We start from the raw sequence: 18824 nt of genomic DNA on the forward strand, positions 1-18824 counted from the left end.
AACGCCCGGTTACATTCCGAACCCGGAAGCTAAGCCTTACAGCGCCGATGGTACTGCAGGGGGGACCCTGTGGGAGAGTAGGACGCCGCCGAACAATCTTTGGAGGGACCCCTGGTCTCCAGCGTTCAGCTGGGACCAGGGGTCCTTTCGCTGTTTTGAAACAGGCACAGCCCGGAGCGCGTCGGGTACCCGGCTGCGCGAGAATGACTGCGGTACCGAAGACAGGAGTCACCATGTCCACCAACTCTCCCGACGACCGACCAGAGCGCGACCAGCGGCGACGGGACAGTGGTGACCGTGACGACCGCAGTGGTCAGCGCGGGGAGCGCGGCGGCTTCCGTCGTGACAACGACCGTGGTGGCTACCGTCGTCGTGACGACCGCGATCGTGGCGGTTTCCGGCGTGACGACCGCCGGGGCGACGATCGGCGAGGCGACGATCGACGTAGCGGCGACCGTCCGTCCTTCCGCCGTGACGACCGTGGGGAGCGTCGGGACGACGACCGCGGGGAGCGCGGTGGGTTCCGTCGTGACAACGACCGTGGTGGCTACGGTCGTCGTGACGACCGCGATCGTGGCGGTTTCCGGCGTGACGACCGCCGGGGCGACGATCGACGAGGTGACGATCGACGTAGCGACGACCGTCGCAGGGACGACCGTGGGCAGCGCGGCGGCTTTCGTCGTGACGACAGGCGTGACGATCGTCGGGATGACCGGCGTGACGACAGGCGTGACGATCGGCGTCATGACAGGCGTGATGACCGGCGCGAGGGCGACCGTGGTGGGTACGTCCGGCGTGACGAGCGTCGGGATGATCGGGACCGAGGGTTCCGGCGGGACGACCGGAGTGCTTTCCGGGGGCGGGACGACCGCCGGGGCGATGACCGCGGGGAGCGCGGTGGGTTCCGACGTGAGGACAGCCGGGGCGAGCGCGGTGGGTTCCGGGGGCGGGACGACCGTGGGCGTGGGCCCCGTCGGGACGACCGTGGTGGCCGGCCCGGTGGGTTTCGCGGGCGGGACGACCGGCGTGATGACCGGCGTGACGACCGGCGTGGTGGTGGGCGGTTCCGTGAGGAGCGGGATCGTGACCGGGAGCCGATCAAGCGGCTGCCGATCCCCGAGGACGTCACGGGCGACGAGATCGACAAGGACGTACGGCAGGAGCTGCAGAGTCTGCCGAAGACGCTCGCCGAGGACGTCGCCAAGAACCTGGTGATGGTCGCGCGGCTCATCGACGAGGACCCCGAGGCCGCCTACGGATACTCCAGGGTGGCGCTGCGGCTGGCGTCGCGGGTCGCCGCCGTACGGGAGGCCGCCGGGTTCGCCGCGTACGCCAACCAGAAGTACGGTGAGGCGCTCGCCGAGTTCCGGGCCGCGCGGCGGATGACCGGGACCGTGGATCTGTGGCCCGTCATGGCCGACTGCGAGCGTGGGCTCGGGCGGCCGGAGAAGGCGCTGGACATGGCCGGGGCGCCCGAGGTGCACAAGCTGGACAAGGCGGGACAGGTCGAGATGCGGCTCGTCGCGGCCGGCGCCCGGCGTGACATGGGACAGCTGGACGCGGCGATCGTGACGCTGCAGAGCCCCGAGCTGGCGTCCAACTCCGTGCAGCCCTGGACCGCGCGGCTGCGGTACGCCTACGCCGACGCGCTGCTCGCCGCCGGGCGGGAGAGCGAGGCGCGGGAGTGGTTCGCGAAGGCCGTGGAGGCCGACCGGGACGGCAGCACGGACGCCTCCGACCGGCTCGCCGAGCTGGACGGCGTGGAGTTCATGGACGCCCTTGACGAGAGCGGCGGCGAAGACGCCCTGCACGAGGACGTCTCCCCGGAGGACGACAAGGACTGACGTCCGTGGCGGAAAGGGCGGGGCTCCGGCAGCGGGGTCCCGCCCTTCGTCGTCAGAGGTCCAGTGCGCGCAGCACCAGGCCCGACGCCGGTTTCGGGCCGAACGACGTCGACTTGCGGGGCATCGTGACGCCCTGGCGGGCGAGGTCGCGGACGACCTCCTCGCGGACCGGGTGCAGCAGGACGGCCGTACCGCCGTCGCGTTCCGCCTTGGTGACCGTGGCGGCCGTGTCGTGGATGTAGGCGATGCGGGAGGGATCGTCCTCGGGGATGTGCCAGACGTGGTCGAGGAGAGTGGCGTGCAGGACCGTCGCGTCCAGGGTGCGCCAGGCGACCGGGCGGTCGACGGGGATCGTACGGGCCAGGAGGTCCGGGTCCGGGCGGTCGACGAGGTGAAAGGCACCGTCGCCGGCCAGCAGGAACGCGTTGCCGGCGCAGGCCGCGTCCGCCAGGACCGCCAGGGCCTCGGCCAGGGGGACGTCGAGGCGGCGTACGCGGAACAGGCCGTCCAGGGCGGCCAGCGCGTCCGCGACCGGCAGGCCGTGCAGGAGGCGGTGGATGGCGCGGACGCGGAGCGGGTAGCGGGCCGTGTCGACGAGGAGGACCAGGCCGTAGTCCCAGGGGCTCGGGGAGGGGTGCTCGGTGCGGAGGCGGCGGTAGGTGGCCCAGCGGTGGTGGCCGTCGGCGATGAGGGCCTGGTGGCGGGCCAGGTCGGTCTGGATCTTCACCAGGTCGGCCGGGTCGGTGACCGACCACAGGCGGTGGCTGAAGCCGTCCTCCGTGGTCGTGGCCAGGAGCGGCGGCTGGTCAGCGGTGCGTTCGATCAGGTCGGCCGTGGCGGTCGCCGAGCCGTTGCCGCGGTAGGTCAGCAGGAGCGGTTCCAGGTTCGCCGAGGTGGCCCGCATGAGGGCGGCGCGGTCGGCGACGATGTGCGGCATGACGTCCTCGTGCGGGAGCACCACCTGCTCGGCGGGGTCCGAGACGCGCAGGGCGCCTATGACGCCGCGTTGCAGCATGCCGTTGCCGTCGCTCTGTTCGTAGATGTACAGGCCCGGTTCGGGGTCGGCGGTCAGCACGCCCTCGGACAGCCAGCGGCGCAGGGTGTCGGCGGCCTGTTCGTTACGGATGCTGGGGGTCGCGGCCTCGGGCAGGATCAGGCGGACGATGTTGTGCGGGTCGGCGGACTGGAGGTGGTGCAGGCCGTCGGGGCGGACCACGACGTCGTACGGCGGGGATGTCACGGCGGCCAGGCTGCCGACCCGGTCGGGGTCGTAGCGAAGGCCTCGGAACGGGGTGAGTTCCAGGCCTCGGCGCGTCGTTGCTTCCCAGTGACCTGCTGTGTTCATCCCGGCATCGTACGGGTGTCAGTGGCATGGGGCATGATCGGGGGAAAGCGAGCCACACCGAGGAGCGATGCGGAATGAGCCGGAGCGTCAGGACGAGGCCCGAGGGCAGTGGGCAGGCCCTGAGCGAGGCGTACGACACGGCGCTGCTCGACCTGGACGGAGTGGTGTACGCGGGCGGGAGCGCGATCGCGTACGCGGTCGAGTCGCTCGCCACGGCCCGCGCGGGCGGCATGCATCTCGCATACGTCACCAACAACGCTCTGCGGACTCCGGATGCCGTGGCCGCGCATCTGACCGAGCTGGGGATACCGACGGGCGCGGACGACGTCATCACGTCCGCGCAGGCGGTCGCGCGGCTCATCAGTGAACAGGTGCCGGAGGGCTCCCGCGTGCTCGTGGTCGGCGGGGAGGGGCTGCGGGTGGCGCTGCGGGAGCGCGGGCTCGTACCCGTCGAGTCGGCGGACGACGATCCGGCGGCGGTCGTGCAGGGGTACGGCGGGCCCGAGCTGCCGTGGGGGCGCTTCGCGGAGGCCTGTTACGCCATCGCGCGCGGGGTGCCCTGGTTCGCGTCGAACACCGACCTGACGATCCCCAGCGGACGCGGTATCGCGCCCGGCAACGGCGCGGCGGTGGAGGTGGTCCGGATCGCCACGGGCGCCGATCCGCAGGTCGCGGGCAAGCCGCTGCCGCCGATGCACCGGGAGACGATCCTGCGGACGGGGGCGAAGCGGCCGCTGGTCGTGGGGGACCGGCTGGACACGGACATCGAGGGCGCGTTCAACGGCGAGGTCGACTCGCTGCTCGTCCTGACCGGTGTCACGGATGGCGCGCAGCTGCTGGCCGCGCCTCCGCAGCATCGGCCGACGTACGTCGACGCCGATCTGCGCGGCATGCTCACCGGGCAGCCGGAGGTCGTCGAGGTGGGCGGTGGTGGCTTCCGGTGCGGTGGATGGACGGCGAGTGCGGATGCCGGGCGACTGGAGCTGGAAGGGGGCGGCGAGGCCCTGGACGGGCTGCGCGCGCTGTGTGCGGCGGCCTGGACGGTGGCCGGGGAAGGTGTGTGCGGGCTGGACGGGGGGAAGGCACTGGCTCGACTGGGCCTGTGAGTGCCGCGGCTGTGCGTCCGAGGGGGCGGTCGGCCTCGGAATCGTGATCGCTTGGCAGGGTAGGCTAACCTAACTGCGTGTTGGTCGACAGTCCTCCTGAACAGCGCGCGGAGACCGCCCCCGCGCCCCCAACCCGCCGGGCGATACGTGCCTTTGGGCTGCTCGTCTCCCTGGCCCTCCTGGTGCTGGTCGCGTTGGCGAGCATCGCGGTCGGTGCGAAAGAGCTCTCTCTGGAGCAGGTCTGGCACGGTCTGTTCGAGGACTCGGGCACGTACGGCGACGTGGTCGTCGCGGAGCGGCTGTCGCGAACCGTCCTCGGACTGCTCGCCGGTGCGGCGCTCGGGCTGGCCGGGGCGGTGCTGCAGGCGCTCACCCGCAACCCGCTGGCCGATCCCGGTCTGCTCGGCATCAACGCGGGCGCGTCCGCCGCGGTCGTCACCGCCATCACCTACCTCGGCGTCACCTCGCTGACCGGCTATGTGTGGTTCGCGTTCTTCGGCGCGGCGGCGGTCGGGGCGCTGGTGTGGTTCCTCGGCGGCAGCCGGGGCGCGACGCCGGTACGGCTGGCGCTCGCTGGCATGGCGATCAGTGCCGCGCTGTACGGCTATCTCCAGGCCGTGATGATCCTGGACGAGGCGGCGCTCGGGAAGATGCGCTTCTGGACGGTCGGTTCGCTGTCCTCGGCGGACGACAAGACCATCACGCAGGTGCTGCCGTTCCTGCTGGCCGGCTCCGTCCTGGCTCTCGCCCTCGCCCGGCCGCTCAACGCCATGGCCATGGGCGACGACACCGCCAAGGCCCTCGGCGCCAACCTGAACCGCACCCGGGCGCTGTCGATGCTGGCCGCCACCGTGCTGTGCGGTGCCGCGACCGCCGCCTGCGGGCCGATCGTGTTCGTCGGGCTGATGGTGCCGCACGTCGTGCGGTCCTTCACCGGGCCCGACCTGCGCTGGATCCTGCCGTACGCCGCGCTCCTGTCGCCCGTGCTGCTGCTCGGCGCCGACGTCATCGGCCGGATCGTGGCCCGGCCCGCCGAGCTGCAGGTCGGTATCGTCACCGCGATCCTCGGCGGCCCGGTGTTCATCTATCTCGTACGACGGCGGAGGACGGCGCAGCTGTGAAGACCGCAGTGAAGACCACACGTGCCACACGGGCTGTGCGGACTCCGGGCGGGCTGTCGGTCCGGCTGGACGTGCGCGCGCTGACCGTCGTCGTCCTGCTGCTGGCCGCGGCGCTCACGGCGAGCGTGGTGCTGATCGGTACCGGCGACTTCCCGATCCCGGCCGCAGACGTGCTGAAGACGCTGGTCGGCGAGGGCAACGCGGGCCAGGAGTTCATCGTCAACGAACTGCGGCTGCCGCGGGTCCTGGTCGGGCTGCTGGTCGGCGCCTCGCTCGGGCTCGGCGGCGCACTGTTCCAGTCCATCTCCCGCAATCCGCTGGGCAGTCCGGACGTGCTCGGCCTCGGGCAGGGCGCGACGGCCGGCGCGCTCACGGTGATCGTGCTGTTCTCCGGGAGCGCCAACCAGGTCGCCGTCGGCGCGCTCGTGGGCGGCCTGGTGACCGGGCTCGCCATCTACCTGCTCGCCTGGAAGCAGGGAGTGCACGGATACCGACTGGTCCTGGTCGGTATCGGTGTCTCCGCGATCGTCACCGCGATCAACGGCTATCTGCTCACCAAGTCCGACATCGTCGACGCGGCCCGTGCGGTCGTGTGGATGACCGGGTCCCTCGACGGCCGTGACTGGGCCCAGGTCTGGCCACTGCTCGGGCTGTGCGCCGTACTCGTCCCGCTCGTCCTCGCCAACGCGCGCGGGCTGCGGATGATGGAGATGGGCGACGACGTGTCCTACGCCCTCGGGGTGCGCGTCGAGCGCGTACGGGCGCTGCTGATGGTCGCCGCCGTGCTGCTCACGGCGTCCGCGACCGCCGCCGCCGGTCCCGTCGGCTTCGTCGCGCTCACCGCGCCGCAGCTCGCCCGGCGCCTGACCCGCTCGCCCGGTCCGAACCTGCTGCCGTCCCTGTGCATGGGCGCCGCCCTGCTGGTCATCGCCGACTGGGCGTCGCAGCGGGCCTTCGGCGCCGACCAGCTGCCCGTGGGCGTGGTCACCGGCGTCCTCGGCGGCGTCTACTTGGTGTGGCTGCTGGTCACCGAGCGCAGGGCGGGCCGGATATGAGTGCCGCCCCCGGCTCGGATACGAGCGCCAAGACCAGCGTCAGCAGCGGGCTGAACAACCAAAGGAGCACCGTGAACCGCCTGTCCGCCGAGAACGTCACCCTCGCCTACGACCAGCGCGTCATCGCCGAACAGCTGTCGGTGGAGATACCCGACCACTCCTTCACCGTGATCGTCGGCCCGAACGCGTGCGGCAAGTCGACGCTCTTGCGGGCGCTGTCGCGGATGCTCAAGCCCAGCCAGGGCCGGGTGCTGCTCGACGGGCAGGTCATCCAGTCGATGCCCGCGAAGAAGGTCGCCCGGACCCTCGGGCTGCTGCCCCAGTCGTCGATCGCGCCCGACGGGATCACCGTCGCCGACCTCGTCGGCCGCGGCCGTTACCCCCACCAGGGCATCCTGCGCCAGTGGTCGACCGAGGACGAGCGGGTCGTCCAGGAGTCCATGGAGCAGACCGGGGTCGCCGAGCTCGCCGACCGGTACGTCGACGAGCTGTCCGGCGGTCAGCGGCAGCGCGTGTGGATCGCCATGGCGCTCGCTCAGCAGACCCCGCTGCTGCTGCTCGACGAGCCGACGACGTATCTGGACATCCAGCACCAGATCGACGTACTCGATCTGTGCGCGGAGCTGCACGAGGAGCAGGGGCGCACGCTCGTCGCCGTGCTGCACGACCTGAACCACGCCGCCCGGTACGCCACCCACCTCATCGCCCTGCGCGAGGGGAAGATCATCGCCGAGGGCGCGCCGAACGACATCGTCACCGCGGAACTGGTCGAGGACGTGTTCGGGCTGCGCTGCCAGGTCATCGACGACCCGGAGACGGGCACGCCGCTGGTGGTGCCGGCGGCGCGCAAGGCACGTACGGCCGCGAAAATGGTGGCTACAGAAGCTTTCTGAGGCGGAACACGTCCCGCAGGCCCGCCTCCAGTCTCACCCGGCCCGAACCCCAGGCCTTGGCGAAGTTCAGCTCGCCGTTCACCAGTGCCACCAGGTCGTCGCCCGTCAGAGCCAGTCTGATCTCGGCCTTCTCGCGCGGCGGGCCCTCAAGGGTGTCGTGCACCACGATCCGGCCGTTCTCGAGCCGGCCGACGAAGGTGACGTCGAGGTCCTTGATGTGGCAGCTCACCGAGCGGTCCAGGGCGGCGGCCTCGCGGACGTCCCCTTCGGCGTTCTGCATGTTGTCCGAGAGCTTGTCGAGTGCGGCGCGGCACTCCTCGATCGTGGCCATCGCGACCGACGGTACCGCAGCGGTTCGGGGTAGCGTCAGGGCATGGACGACGCAGTTCCGCAGACCGGGACGCCTCAGGAGGCGGTGGAGGCCGAGCCCGCGTACGACCCGGCCGCCCCCGCCCCGCTGAACGTGCCCCGCACCCCCACCGGCAACGCCGACGTGGACGCGGCCCTCGACCGGCTCGGCGACGCCGACCACCTCGCCACCGACGGGCATGTCGAGGTGTACGAGGATGTACACCAGGGGCTGCGCGACGCGCTCACCGCGCTCGACGCCCGCCCGGGACCTCCGGCGCCCCCGTCACCGTTTGGACATAGGAGCTGAACCAACCGTGGCAGGAGTCGCACGCCGCCGTCTCGACGCGGAGCTGGTCCGCCGGAAGCTCGCGCGCTCACGTGAGCACGCCAGCCAGCTGATCGCCGCCGGGCGCGTCACCGTCGGCAAGACCGTCGCGACCAAGCCCGCCACACAGGTGGAGACGGCGGCGGCGATCGTCGTCGCGCAGGACGAGAGCGATCCCGAGTACGTCTCGCGGGGTGGGCACAAGCTCGCGGGCGCCCTGGAGGTCTTCGTGCCCCAGGGACTGGTCGTCGAGGGGCGGCGGGCGCTGGACGCCGGCGCGTCCACCGGCGGCTTCACCGATGTCCTGCTGCGCGCCGGGGCCGCGCACGTCGTCGCCGTGGACGTCGGATACGGACAACTGGCCTGGTCTCTCCAGAAGGATGAACGCGTCACCGTCAAAGACCGTACGAACGTGCGGGAGTTGACGCTTGAAGTGATCGATGGGGAGCCTGTGGATCTTGTCGTGGGGGATCTGTCCTTCATCCCGCTCGGGCTGGTCCTGCCCGCCCTGGTGCGGTGCGTGAAACCGGACGCCGACCTGGTGATGATGGTCAAGCCGCAGTTCGAGGTGGGCAAGGAGCGGCTGGGCAGCGGGGGAGTCGTACGGAGCCCGCAGCTGCGGGCGGAGGCCGTGCGGGGGGTGGCCGAGAAGGCCTGGCAGCTGGGGCTCGGGGCGAAGGGTGTGACGGCCAGTCCGCTGCCCGGGCCCTCGGGGAATGTCGAATACTTTCTGTGGCTGCGGGCCGGGGCACCGGAACTGGACCCGGCCGACGTTGACCGTGCAGTGGCGGAGGGGCCGCGTTGACAACGAACCGAGCTCGTACTGTTTTCCTGCTCGCCCACACGGGGCGGCCCGCGGCTGTGCGCAGTGCCGAGCTCGTGGTGAAGGGGTTGCTGCGCTCGGGGCTGGGCGTGCGCGTCCTGGAGGCGGAGGCACGGGACCTTCCGCTGCCCGACGAGGTGGAACTCGTCAAGGAGGCGACTCCGCAGTGCCTCGACGGGTGTGAGCTGCTCATCGTGCTGGGTGGCGACGGAACGCTGCTGCGGGGTGCCGAGTTCGCCCGGGCCTCCGGGGTGCCGATGCTCGGCGTCAACCTGGGGCGGGTCGGGTTCCTCGCCGAGGCCGAGCGCGACGACCTCGACAAGGTCGTCGACCGGGTCGTGACCAGGGCGTACGAGGTCGAGGAACGGATGACCGTCGATGTCGTCGTCCACCGCAACGGCGACATCGTGCACACGGACTGGGCGCTGAACGAGGCGGCCGTGCAGAAGGTGTCCGCGGAGCGGATGCTGGAGGTCGTCCTCGAGATCGACGGGCGGCCGGTCACGGGGTTCGGCTGCGACGGGATCGTGTGCGCGACGCCGACCGGGTCCACGGCTTACGCGTTCTCCGCGGGCGGGCCCGTGGTGTGGCCCGAGGTCGAGGCACTGCTGATGGTGCCGATCAGCGCGCACGCGCTGTTCGCCAAGCCGTTGGTGACCTCCCCGGATTCCGTGCTGGCGGTGGAGGTGCTGCCGCACGTACCGCCGGGGGTGCTGTGGTGTGACGGGCGGCGGACCGTGGAGCTGCCGCCCGGGGCGCGGGTCGAGGTGCGGCGGGGGGCTGTGCCGGTGCGGCTGGCCCGGCTGCATCACGCCTCGTTCACGGATCGGCTGGTGGCGAAGTTCGCGTTGCCCGTGTCCGGGTGGCGGGGGGCGCCGCACTAGCCTCCCGGGGGCCGAGCCACTCCCCCGGGTGACATAAGCGACCCATGTGACTTTGTCACCTGGGGCTTCTCACAAGCGAGGCGGGGGCCGTCGCACTCCCCGCCCCCGACCTCGTAAGGTCGTGTCCGTGTTGGAGGAGATGCGGATACGGTCGCTCGGAGTGATCGACGACGCTGTCGTCGAGCTGTCGCCCGGATTCACCGCTGTCACCGGTGAGACGGGTGCGGGCAAGACCATGGTGGTCACCAGCCTCGGACTGCTGCTGGGCGGGCGTGCGGACCCCGCGCTCGTGCGGATCGGTGCCGACAAGGCGGTCGTGGAGGGGCGCATCACCGTGCCCGCGGACGCGGCGGCCGCCGTACGGGCCGAGGAGGCCGGCGCCGAGCTCGACGACGGGGCGCTGCTGGTCAGCCGTACCGTTTCCGCCGAGGGGCGCTCGCGGGCGCACCTGGGCGGGCGCAGCGTGCCCGTGGGGCTGCTCGCCGAGCTCGCCGACGACCTGGTGGCCGTGCACGGGCAGACCGACCAGCAGGGGCTGCTCAAGCTGTCCCGGCAGCGGCAGGCCCTCGACCGGTACGCGGGCGACGCCGTCGCCGTGCCGCTCGCCAAGTACACCGAGGCGTACAAGCGGCTGCGGGCCGTCTCCGCCGAGCTGGAGGAGATCACCACGCGCGCGCGTGAACGGGCCCAGGAGGCCGACATGCTGCGCTACGGCCTCGACGAGATCGCGGCCGTCGAGCCGCGGGCCGGTGAGGACGCCGAGCTCGCGGAGGAGGCCGAGCGGCTGGGGCACGCGGAGGCGCTGGCGTCCGCCGCGTCCGTCGCGCACGCCGCGCTCGCGGGCAATCCGGAGGACCCCGAGGGAGTGGACGCGGGGACGCTCGTCGCGGGCGCGCAGCGGGCGCTGGAGGCCGTACGGTCGCACGATCCGGCGCTGGCCGCGCTCGCCGACCGGATCGGCGAGATCGGAATCCTGCTGCGCGATGTGGCGGGCGAACTGGCCGGGTACGCCGACGATCTGGACGCCGATCCGCTGCGGCTGGCCGCGGTCGAGGAGCGGCGTGCCGCACTCACCGGGCTGACGCGGAAGTACGGCGAGGACATCAACGCCGTACTGGCTTGGGCGGAGAACAGTGCACAGCGGCTGACCGAGCTGGACGGCGACGACGAGCGGATCGAGGAGCTGACCGCCGAACGGGACGCGCTGAGGGCCGAACTGGGCGGGCTGGCACAGGCGTTGACGGACGCGCGGACGGAAGCCGCCGAGCGGTTCGCCGCCGCGGTGACCGCCGAGCTCGCCTCGCTCGCCATGCCGCACGCGCGCGTGTCCTTCGCCATCCGGCAGACCGAGGACCCGGAGGGCGTCGAGGTGGGCGGGCGTACGGTCGGGTACGGGCCGTCCGGTGCCGACGAGGTGGAACTGCTGCTCGCCCCGCACCCCGGGGCGCCGCCGCGGCCCATCGCCAAGGGCGCCTCCGGCGGTGAGCTGTCGCGCGTGATGCTCGCCGTGGAGGTCGTGTTCGCGGGGACCGATCCCGTGCCGACGTACCTCTTCGACGAGGTCGACGCCGGTGTCGGCGGCAAGGCGGCCGTCGAGATCGGGCGGCGGCTGGCTCGGCTGGCGAAGACCGCGCAGGTCGTCGTCGTGACGCACCTGCCGCAGGTCGCCGCCTTCGCCGACCGGCAGCTGCTCGTGGAGAAGACCAACGATGGGTCGGTCACCCGGTCCGGCGTGAAGGTGCTCGAAGGGGAGGAGCGCATCCGGGAGTTGTCCCGGATGCTCGCCGGCCAGGAGGACTCGGAGACGGCCCGGGCGCACGCGGAGGAGCTGCTGGCGACGGCTCGGGCGGACGTGTAGCGGGCGGTCAGCCCGCGCGGATCCGGGGCGAGCTGTTGTGGGCGGTGGGCGGACTGCTGTCGGCCGGGGTCCTAGGCTGGCCGGATGATCGACCGTGCACGCACGACCAGCTCGTTCGCACGCGCCGCCGCCCTCACCCGGGGTGCGACGGCCGCCCTCCGCCGCGCGGCGCCCGGTGGCCGCGACCGGTGGGAGCGGAAGAACTACGCCGGGCGGACCGTCGAGTTGTACGCGGGGCCCGCTGCGGCGCTGGCGGCTGCGGTCGGGGCCGGCCGGGTGCGGCCTGCCGCCGGGTTCGCCGTGCTGGCCGCCGGGGTCTGCGGGGCGTACGACGATGTCGCCGGTGCCGGGGATCCCCGGCGGGGGTTCCGGGCGCATCTCGCCGCGCTGCGGGACGGTGAGGTCACCAGTGGTGCGGTGAAGCTGTTCGGGATCTCGGCGGCCGGGCTCGTCGCCGGGGCGCTGCTCAAGGAGCGGCCGGTCGACAAGGTGCTGGCAGGCGTGGTGATCGCCGGGGCCGCACACTTCGTCAACCTCGTGGACGTACGGCCCGGGCGCGCCGCCGCGGCGGTTCTCGCGCTCGGGGCGCCGGGGCTGGTGCGCGGCGGGCCCGCGGGGGAGGTGTCCGCCGCCGCGATGGGGGCCGCGGCGGCCGTACTGCCCGACGACCTCGGCGAGCGGGCGATGATCGGCGACACGGGGGCGCATGCGCTGGGGGCGGCGCTGGGAGCAGCCGTCGTCACCGGCGCCGGTCGCGCCGGGCTCGTTGCGCATGCGGCCGCGCTGGTGGGTGCGGCGGTGTGCGGTGGTGAGGTGAGTGGGCTGGCGCGGGTTGGGCTGCGTGTGGTGACGGGGTGAGAGGTGGGCACGGGTCGGGCTGAGGGTGGGCGCAAGGTGGGCCGGGCGGGCACGGCCGGGTTGCCGCGCGGCGGCAAGGTGAGGGAGCCGGCCTCGGCAGTGGATCGGCTGGGTCACTCGTGTGGGTGACGCTGCCCGTCTCGTTGCCGCGGCAGCCGTGCGGTCGCGGTGGTCGCCGTTCCCGGAACCCCCGTACGTCCTGGCATCCTTGGCGGAGTACGCGTAGGAAACCGCGCGGTGCACACCCTCCGCCCGATCCTTCTGTACTTTCTTCGTGACCGCCCCGAATCTTCTTCGTGACCGCTCGACCCGAACCAGGAGCCCCGGCCACGTGACCCCCGTGAGCAGCCCGTCACCGCACGGCCAGTCGCCGCTGCGCACCGTGCAGGTGCTGGGCGGAGGCAACGCCGCCAGCAGTGCGCACGTGCGCTCCCTGGCCGCGGGGCTCGTCGCGCGGGGCGTGAAGGTCACGGTGTGCGCCCCCGTGGAGGCGGACCACGCCTACGACTTCACCGGCGTCGGCGCCGGCCACGTGCACGTGCCGCGCAGCAGCGACCCGGTCTCGGTGGCGGCCCTGCGCGCGGCCTGCGCCAACGCCGACCTGGTGCACGCGCACGGGCTGCACGCCTCCTTCCGTACCGTGCTCGCGCTGAGCGGTCGGCGCGTCCGTACCCCGCTCGTCGTCACCTGGCACGACCGGGCGCACGCCGACGGGCCGCGCGCCCAGCTGCTGCGGCTGCTGGAGCGGCGCGTGGCGAAGGCGGCCACCGTGGTGCTGGGGACGACCTCCGCGCTGGTGGACCGGGCGCGCCGCACCGGTGCGCGGGACGCGCGGCTCGCCGCCGTCGCGCTTCCGGGGCCTCGACGGCCCGTCGAGCCGGACGATCCCGACCGGCTGCGGCCCAAGGTCCGGGCCGAACTCGGTGCCATCGGGCGCCCGTTGCTGATGGCCGTCGGCTCCCTGGAGCGGCACCGGGGGTACGACGTCCTGCTGGACGCCACGCACGCGTGGCGTCGCCTCGATCCCGTGCCGCTGGTGGTGATCGCGGGGGAGGGCTCGCTGCGCGGCGAACTCCAGCGGCGGATCGAGGAGGAGGGGCTGCCGGTCCGGCTCATCGGCCGACGTGACGACGTCACCGACCTGCTCATGGCCGCCGACCTCGCGCTGCTGCCCAGCCGGTGGGAGGCGCGCTCCGTCCTCGCCCAGGAAGCCCTCCACGCGCGCGTGCCGCTCGTCGCCACCCGCGTGGGCGGCATCCCCGAACTCGTCGGCGACGCCGCCGAACTCGTCCCGTACGGCGATGCCAAGGCGCTCGCCGACGCCGTCGTACGCCTGCTCGGCGATCCCGGGCGCCGGGAGCTGCTGAAGGAGAAGGGCGCCCGGCAGGCGGCCGACTGGCCGACCGAGGACGAGACCGTCGCCCAAGTGTTGAGCATCTACGACGAGTTGACCCAGCCGCAGCCGTTGATCTAGCCCACGTGGCGGCGTGCCCGCAGGGCCAGGCTCAACGCCAGGACCGTCTGGGGGTCGTCGAGGTCCGTGCCCAGCAACTCGCCGATGCGGGCGAGGCGGTTGTAGAGGGTCTGCCGGTTGAGGTGCAGTTCGCGGGCCGTCTCCGCCTTGCGCCCGGCGTGGGCCAGGTAGGTCTCCAGGGTGGGCAGCAGCGGCGGTCTGGAGCGGCGGTCGTGGTCGCGGAGCGGGCCGATGGCGCGGTCCACGAAGGCCGCCAGGTCCGGGTGGTCGCGCAGGCGCCACAGGAGCAGGTCGGTGTCCAGGCGCCGCGCGTCGTACCAGGGGCGGTCCGGCAGGCCCTGCGCGGCCGTCGCCGTCTCCGCCGCGTGCCGCAGCCCCGCCGAGGCCGCCGCCCAGCCGCCGGCCACCCCGACGACCACGACCGGCGGCTGTGTCCCCGGCCTGAGCATCCCGGCCCGTTCCACACCGGCCCGCAGCGCCGCCGCGACCCGGTCCGCCAACGCCGACCGCTCCGACTCCGAGCGCAGCCCCAGCAGCAGCGGCACACGGCCCTCGACCGGCCGTACGCCCAGCAGGACCGGCACACCCACCGAGGCCAGTTCCTCCCCGACCGCGCGGGCCAGCACCGCCCAGCCACCGCCCGGCGCGAGGGCATCCCCGAGTCGCATCACCACCGGCAGCAGCGGGCTGTCGCCCGGCTTGAACCCCAGCACCCGCGCCTGTGCGGGCGCGTCCTCCGCGCTGATCCGGCCCTCGGCGAGGTCGGTGAGGAAGTCGCCGCGTCCGCGCGCCGCCAGTTCCTCCTCCTGGCGCGCCTGCATCAGCACCACGGCCAGGATGCCCGCCGCCCGCTCGGCCGCCATGCGGTGCACCGGCGCCAGCGGAGCCCGTACCGGCAGCAGGACGAGCCGCGCGCGAACACCGCCGGAGCCCGGGCCGCCGCCCGGCACGTCCACGAGGACCGAACCGGCCGGTGGCGGGGCGTCCTTGTGCGGGCCGCGCAGTCCCTCCCACACCTGGAGCGGGTCCGCGCCCTCGGGACCGGCCCCGGCGGCGTACAGCAGCTGGCCGTCCGCGGTCTCCAGGAAGACCGGGTTGCCGCTGAAGTCCGCCAGAATGCCGAGGACTTGCGGTACTCCGCCGCCTCCCAGCAGCGCCTGGGTGCAGCGGCGGTGCACCTCCTCGGCGCGCTGCAGCAGCGCGTAGTGGCCGTTGACGATCTCGGTGTGGATCTCCTCCGTGACCGTCACGAACGGCACCTCGCGATGCAGTTGCACGAGCGGCAGACCGGCCGCGCGGGCCGTGTCGACCAGGGCGGCGGGCAGACGCGTGAAGCGCGGGCCGAGCTCCACCACCAGGGCCGCGATGCCGCGCTCGGCCAGGGTGCGCACGAACGCCCGCTGCTCGGCCGGGCGGCTGCCGAGGCCGTAGCCGGTGGTCAGCAGCAGCTCGCCGCCCTTGAGCAGCGAGGCGATGTGGGGCACCTCACCCGCGTGCACCCAGCGCACGGTGCGCCCCAGCCGGTCGGCGCCCGCCAGCACCTCGGGCAGCCCGCCGCGCAGCCCGGGCAGCTCCAGCGCGCGCTGCACGGTGATCCCGGCCCCATGGGTACCGAATCCGCTGTCCCTACCGCTGTCCATGTGCCGGACGCTACCCGGGGGCATGCGTCCGGCACATCTCCGCGCGGTTCCGGAGCCCGGTGACGCCGGCCGGACGCGGGAGCGCTGGTCGGCGGCTGGGCGTGGCTGGTCGGCGGCCGGACGCGGGAGCGCTGGTCGGCGTCCTGTGTCCGACCGGCCGGAACACGGACGGCGAGGCCGGAGAAGTCCCGGCTTGAGGTACCTGGCGGTACGGGTCGGGGCGGGGTGCATCCGGCGCAGGCGCAAGTCGACGACCAGTGCCCCGTCCCCCAGCGTCATGCCCAGCACGCTGTGGCCGCCGCCCCGGACCGCGACGGGCGGGTCCAGCTCGCGGCGCCGAAGCGCACGGCCCGGACGACGTCCTCCTCGTGCGCGCACCGGGCGATCACGGCGGGCCGCCGGTCGATCATGCCGTCGAAGACGCTCCGCGCCTCGTCGTAGCCCGGGTCCCCCGGGAGAACACCTCGCCGGTCGGACCCTCGCGCAACGCGGCGAGGGCCGGGCCTGTTGTAGGTTTCCTTCGCTTTTGGCCACCGCTGGGGCCGTGCGCTCCAGGTTCAGATGCGGTACCAACAGGCTGGCCGCGGTTCTATTCCATGATCGTGTCCATTTCCTGGGGGCTGTTCCGTCGCATGTCAGTGCATGTTCAGAGGCCCGCGCACCGATCCTCGTGCCGGACGCACGCAAGCTCGACCGCACGGCGTACGGCAGCCTGCGCGAGGCCCGCATCGCGTACGAGGACCGGCAGCGCCAGGAGCAGCTGGCGCTCGACGACCCACGGTCGCCCATCCTCCCCTGTCAAACAGAGCTGCGGATCGCTTCCGCAAGCCGATCCGGCGTGCGGGTGGAGAGGTGGATGTAGGGAGTGGGGTCCCCGGGGGCGACGACCTCGACGCGGACCGGGTGGTGATGAAGCCGCGCATCACCATGAACGCCGGCAGAACTTCCTTATACGTACGCCACGCCCGAGCTTCCTCGCCGTCGAGTGACTCCGGTTCGCCCAGTGCGGTCAATGGGATACGTGCGTCTCCGACGAACAGCAAGCCAGCCACCACACGGATCCGCATCGAACCCAGCGCGCTGACCACGAACCCGGCCAGGCCGGTGCCCGCGGCAGGTCGATCAGGGCGGCGATCACGCCGTAGGGCATGAAGACAGCGGCAAGGGAGAGGCCGAAGAAGACAGCAACGCTCGACTTCCTCATCAGGGCCTGCGGGCCATGGGGAAACGTCGAGACCTCGGTGCAGACCTGGGACGGCGACGGCCTCGGCACTTCCTCACCTCGCTTGCCGAAGACTTCCGGGGCTGGAAGGAGTACGTACCTGGCACTCCCTCTGCTGCGACCCGACTCTCTCAGCGGAGCACCGCCACGGTGGCCACGTCCAACTGACTTGGGGCATTCACGACCGAGCGCCCTCCGAGGAATGGCACTTCCCGACCACCACGGTGCACGCAGCAGGCGAGGACATCCGCAACCTCGCCGCCGAGATCCACACTCATTGCGGGGCGTCGCGAAGTAGCCGAAAGGGGGCGCCTCACCACGTGAGATGCCGCCTAAGGCCGCCTTATAGGGCAGCCTTATAAGGTACATCGGGATTGGGTCTTGGACGCGCTGCCCGGCCCGCTGCTGCAATCGGCCGTATGACGAACCAGAACCACCGCCTCGCCCTCGCCCCCGGTGACGGCATCCGGTCCGAGGTCCTGCCGCCCGCCGGGCGATTGCCGAAGGCACCCGTCCCCTCCTGGGACGGCACCGCCTGATTCCTGCCGCCCGGCGGCGCCTGCGACGAGGCAAAGGACAAGGCGTTCTGAGCCGATACCGACGGCGGTGACACTGCCCAGACTTTCCGCGGCGTGGTCGTGGCAAGTCGCACCGCCCTGGCGGGTCGTGCTCGCTCGCCCTCTTGCCGCACCCCACACACCCGCACGCCTGAACACGCTCCGAGAGAAGGCCCGGCCTGCCATGACCGCCGTAGCGCACCGCAGCGAGCACGACCTGCTCGGTTATCGCGACGTCCCCGCTGAGGCGTACTGGGGCATCCACACCCTGCGCGCCAGGGAGAACTTCGCCATCACAGGCACGCCGATTGCCGCCTGCCCGCATCTGATCGACGCTCTGGCCGCCGTGAAGGAGGCCGCCGCCCTGGCGAACGAGGAACTCGGCCTGCTGGAGCCGAGGAAGGCCGCCGCGATCGTCGAGGCCTGCCGTGAGATCCGCGACGGCAAGCTGCACGACCAGTTCGTCGTCGACGTCGTCCAGGGCGGCGCCGGCACCTCCACCAACATGAACGCCAACGAGGTCGTGGCGAACCGGACGCTGGAGCTGCTGGGGCACGCCAGGGGCCAGTACGAGCACCTGCACCCCAACGAGGACCTCAACCTCGGCCAGTCGACGAACGACGTCTATCCGACCGCGGTCAAGATCGCGACGGTGTTCGCGGTGCACGGCCTGCTCAGGTCCATGCTCGTACTCCAGGACGCCTTCGCCGCCAAGGCGGTCGAATTCCGGAACATCCTCAAGATGGGCCGCACCCAGCTCCAGGACGCGGTCCCGATGACGCTAGGTCAGGAGTTCTCGGCGTACGCGGTCATGATCGAGGAGGATCGCAGCCGGCTCTCCGAGGCAGTGGAGCTGATGCACGAGATCAACCTCGGTGCCACCGCGATCGGCACCGGCCTCAACGCCCCTGCCGGCTACGCCGAGGCCGCCCGCCGCCACCTCGCCGCCATCACCGGACTGCCGCTGGTCACCGCCGCCAACCTGGTGGAAGCCACCCAGGACTGCGGGGCGTTCGTGCAGATGTCCGGTGTGCTCAAGCGGATCGCGGTCAAGCTCTCCAAGAGCTGCAACGACCTGCGGCTGCTGTCGTCCGGCCCGCGCGCCGGGCTCGGCGAGATCAACCTGGCGCCCGTACAGGCCGGTTCCTCGATCATGCCGGGCAAGGTCAACCCGGTGATCCCGGAGGTCGTCAACCAGGTCGCCTTCGAGGTGATCGGCAACGACGTCACCATCACCATGGCCGCCGAGGCCGGACAGCTCCAGCTCAACGCCTTCGAACCGATCATCTGGCACTCCCTCTCAAAGAGCATCACCTCGTCCTGGACAAGGGCCTGTTGCCCGCCGGCACCCTCGCCGAGCTGCTCCGTCCCGAGGCCGTCGCGGGACCCGGTCAGGCCCTGGTGTGACGTGATCAAGCGCGACCCCGACTGACGTTCCCCGCAACTACCCCTAATGGAGCAGGAATCG

At 72.4% G+C, this 18824-nt stretch carries 18 protein-coding genes, 1 rRNA gene and 2 pseudogenes; 16 read left to right on the forward strand and 5 right to left on the reverse strand.

Translation table 11 applies throughout. The features are described 5' to 3' along the window. From rrf to ACYVMZ_RS31010, 3 genes are all read left to right on the forward strand, one after another. Positions 1-94 (forward strand): 5S ribosomal RNA (rrf, locus tag ACYVMZ_RS31000); the annotation flags it as partial. A gap of 203 nt (positions 95-297) precedes the next feature. Further along, a complete protein-coding gene (locus ACYVMZ_RS31005; RefSeq protein ID WP_461085740.1) occupies positions 298-1215 on the forward strand; it encodes a hypothetical protein in 918 nt (305 codons plus the stop codon). Continuing rightward, a complete protein-coding gene (locus tag ACYVMZ_RS31010; protein WP_461085724.1) occupies positions 1107-1844 on the forward strand; it encodes a hypothetical protein in 738 nt (245 codons plus the stop codon). The genes ACYVMZ_RS31005 and ACYVMZ_RS31010 overlap by 109 nt, the downstream gene beginning before the upstream one ends. A 52-nt stretch (positions 1845-1896) precedes the next feature. Here ACYVMZ_RS31010 and ACYVMZ_RS31015 read toward each other — a convergent pair whose 3' ends face one another. After that, positions 1897-3189 carry a DUF1015 domain-containing protein gene (locus tag ACYVMZ_RS31015; RefSeq protein ID WP_461085542.1) on the reverse strand — a complete coding sequence of 431 codons (1293 nt, stop codon included), beginning with the start codon at positions 3187-3189 and terminating at the stop codon, positions 1897-1899. Between the two features lie 74 nt (positions 3190-3263). Between ACYVMZ_RS31015 and ACYVMZ_RS31020 the strand changes: the two genes are divergently transcribed. The 4 genes from ACYVMZ_RS31020 to ACYVMZ_RS31035 all read left to right on the forward strand — a co-directional run bounded on the left by ACYVMZ_RS31020 (position 3264) and on the right by ACYVMZ_RS31035 (position 7364). After that, positions 3264-4295 carry an HAD hydrolase-like protein gene (locus ACYVMZ_RS31020; RefSeq protein ID WP_461085544.1) on the forward strand — a complete coding sequence of 344 codons (1032 nt, stop codon included), beginning with the start codon at positions 3264-3266 and terminating at the stop codon, positions 4293-4295. Between the two features lie 77 nt (positions 4296-4372). Further along, positions 4373-5416, forward strand: coding sequence for a FecCD family ABC transporter permease (locus ACYVMZ_RS31025; RefSeq protein ID WP_461085546.1), 1044 nt, complete (start codon positions 4373-4375; stop codon positions 5414-5416). A gap of 8 nt (positions 5417-5424) precedes the next feature. Further along, complete coding sequence (locus tag ACYVMZ_RS31030; protein WP_461085548.1) at positions 5425-6471, forward strand: FecCD family ABC transporter permease; 1047 nt, start codon at positions 5425-5427, stop codon at positions 6469-6471. Further along, on the forward strand, positions 6468-7364 hold the full coding sequence (locus ACYVMZ_RS31035; RefSeq protein ID WP_461085550.1) for an ABC transporter ATP-binding protein: 897 nt from the start codon (positions 6468-6470) through the stop codon (positions 7362-7364). The genes ACYVMZ_RS31030 and ACYVMZ_RS31035 overlap by 4 nt, the downstream gene beginning before the upstream one ends. Here the strand turns inward: ACYVMZ_RS31035 and ACYVMZ_RS31040 are convergent. Continuing rightward, positions 7348-7695: an SCP2 sterol-binding domain-containing protein gene (locus ACYVMZ_RS31040; RefSeq protein WP_461085552.1), complete on the reverse strand. Its 348-nt coding sequence runs from the start codon at positions 7693-7695 to the stop codon at positions 7348-7350. The genes ACYVMZ_RS31035 and ACYVMZ_RS31040 overlap by 17 nt on opposite strands. 42 nt (positions 7696-7737) lie before the next feature. On the opposite strand from ACYVMZ_RS31040, the gene ACYVMZ_RS31045 reads away from it, so the two are divergent. The 6 genes from ACYVMZ_RS31045 (at position 7738) to ACYVMZ_RS31070 (ending at position 13937) form a co-directional block, all read left to right on the forward strand. Beyond that, positions 7738-8022 (forward strand): hypothetical protein, encoded by a 285-nt coding sequence (locus tag ACYVMZ_RS31045; protein WP_461085554.1) that lies wholly within the window; start codon positions 7738-7740, stop codon positions 8020-8022. A gap of 7 nt (positions 8023-8029) precedes the next feature. Beyond that, on the forward strand, positions 8030-8845 hold the full coding sequence (locus tag ACYVMZ_RS31050) for a TlyA family RNA methyltransferase (RefSeq protein ID WP_461085556.1): 816 nt from the start codon (positions 8030-8032) through the stop codon (positions 8843-8845). Next, complete coding sequence (locus tag ACYVMZ_RS31055) at positions 8842-9747, forward strand: NAD kinase (RefSeq protein ID WP_461085558.1); 906 nt, start codon at positions 8842-8844, stop codon at positions 9745-9747. The genes ACYVMZ_RS31050 and ACYVMZ_RS31055 overlap by 4 nt, the downstream gene beginning before the upstream one ends. Positions 9748-9886: 139 nt before the next feature. Then, on the forward strand, positions 9887-11605 hold the full coding sequence (gene recN, locus ACYVMZ_RS31060; RefSeq protein WP_461085726.1) for a DNA repair protein RecN: 1719 nt from the start codon (positions 9887-9889) through the stop codon (positions 11603-11605). 84 nt (positions 11606-11689) lie between these two features. Further along, positions 11690-12463 carry a hypothetical protein gene (locus ACYVMZ_RS31065; protein WP_461085560.1) on the forward strand — a complete coding sequence of 258 codons (774 nt, stop codon included), beginning with the start codon at positions 11690-11692 and terminating at the stop codon, positions 12461-12463. A gap of 331 nt (positions 12464-12794) precedes the next feature. Beyond that, positions 12795-13937 carry a glycosyltransferase family 4 protein gene (locus tag ACYVMZ_RS31070; protein ID WP_461085562.1) on the forward strand — a complete coding sequence of 381 codons (1143 nt, stop codon included), beginning with the start codon at positions 12795-12797 and terminating at the stop codon, positions 13935-13937. On the opposite strand, the gene ACYVMZ_RS31075 is transcribed toward ACYVMZ_RS31070, so the two are convergent. After that, complete coding sequence (locus tag ACYVMZ_RS31075; RefSeq protein WP_461085728.1) at positions 13934-15577, reverse strand: PucR family transcriptional regulator; 1644 nt, start codon at positions 15575-15577, stop codon at positions 13934-13936. The genes ACYVMZ_RS31070 and ACYVMZ_RS31075 overlap by 4 nt on opposite strands. Positions 15578-15802: 225 nt before the next feature. Continuing rightward, a pseudogene (locus tag ACYVMZ_RS31080) lies at positions 15803-16064 on the reverse strand (FAD-binding protein); the annotation flags it as partial. Positions 16065-16247: 183 nt separating this feature from the next. Here ACYVMZ_RS31080 and ACYVMZ_RS31085 point away from each other — a divergent pair. Next, positions 16248-16439: a hypothetical protein gene (locus ACYVMZ_RS31085; RefSeq protein ID WP_461085742.1), complete on the forward strand. Its 192-nt coding sequence runs from the start codon at positions 16248-16250 to the stop codon at positions 16437-16439. Here the strand turns inward: ACYVMZ_RS31085 and ACYVMZ_RS31090 are convergent. Continuing rightward, positions 16376-16781 (reverse strand): annotated as a pseudogene (locus ACYVMZ_RS31090) (DUF3093 domain-containing protein). The gene ACYVMZ_RS31085 and the pseudogene ACYVMZ_RS31090 sit on opposite strands and share 64 nt — an antisense overlap. Positions 16782-16882: 101 nt before the next feature. Here ACYVMZ_RS31090 and ACYVMZ_RS31095 point away from each other — a divergent pair. Both ACYVMZ_RS31095 and ACYVMZ_RS31100 read left to right on the forward strand, forming a co-directional pair. Then, on the forward strand, positions 16883-17161 hold the full coding sequence (locus ACYVMZ_RS31095) for a DUF6228 family protein (protein WP_461085730.1): 279 nt from the start codon (positions 16883-16885) through the stop codon (positions 17159-17161). Positions 17162-17540: 379 nt separating this feature from the next. Further along, positions 17541-18788: an aspartate ammonia-lyase gene (locus tag ACYVMZ_RS31100; protein ID WP_461085564.1), complete on the forward strand. Its 1248-nt coding sequence runs from the start codon at positions 17541-17543 to the stop codon at positions 18786-18788. Positions 18789-18824: the final 36 nt, after the last annotated feature.

Source organism: Streptomyces deserti (assembly GCF_054782695.1).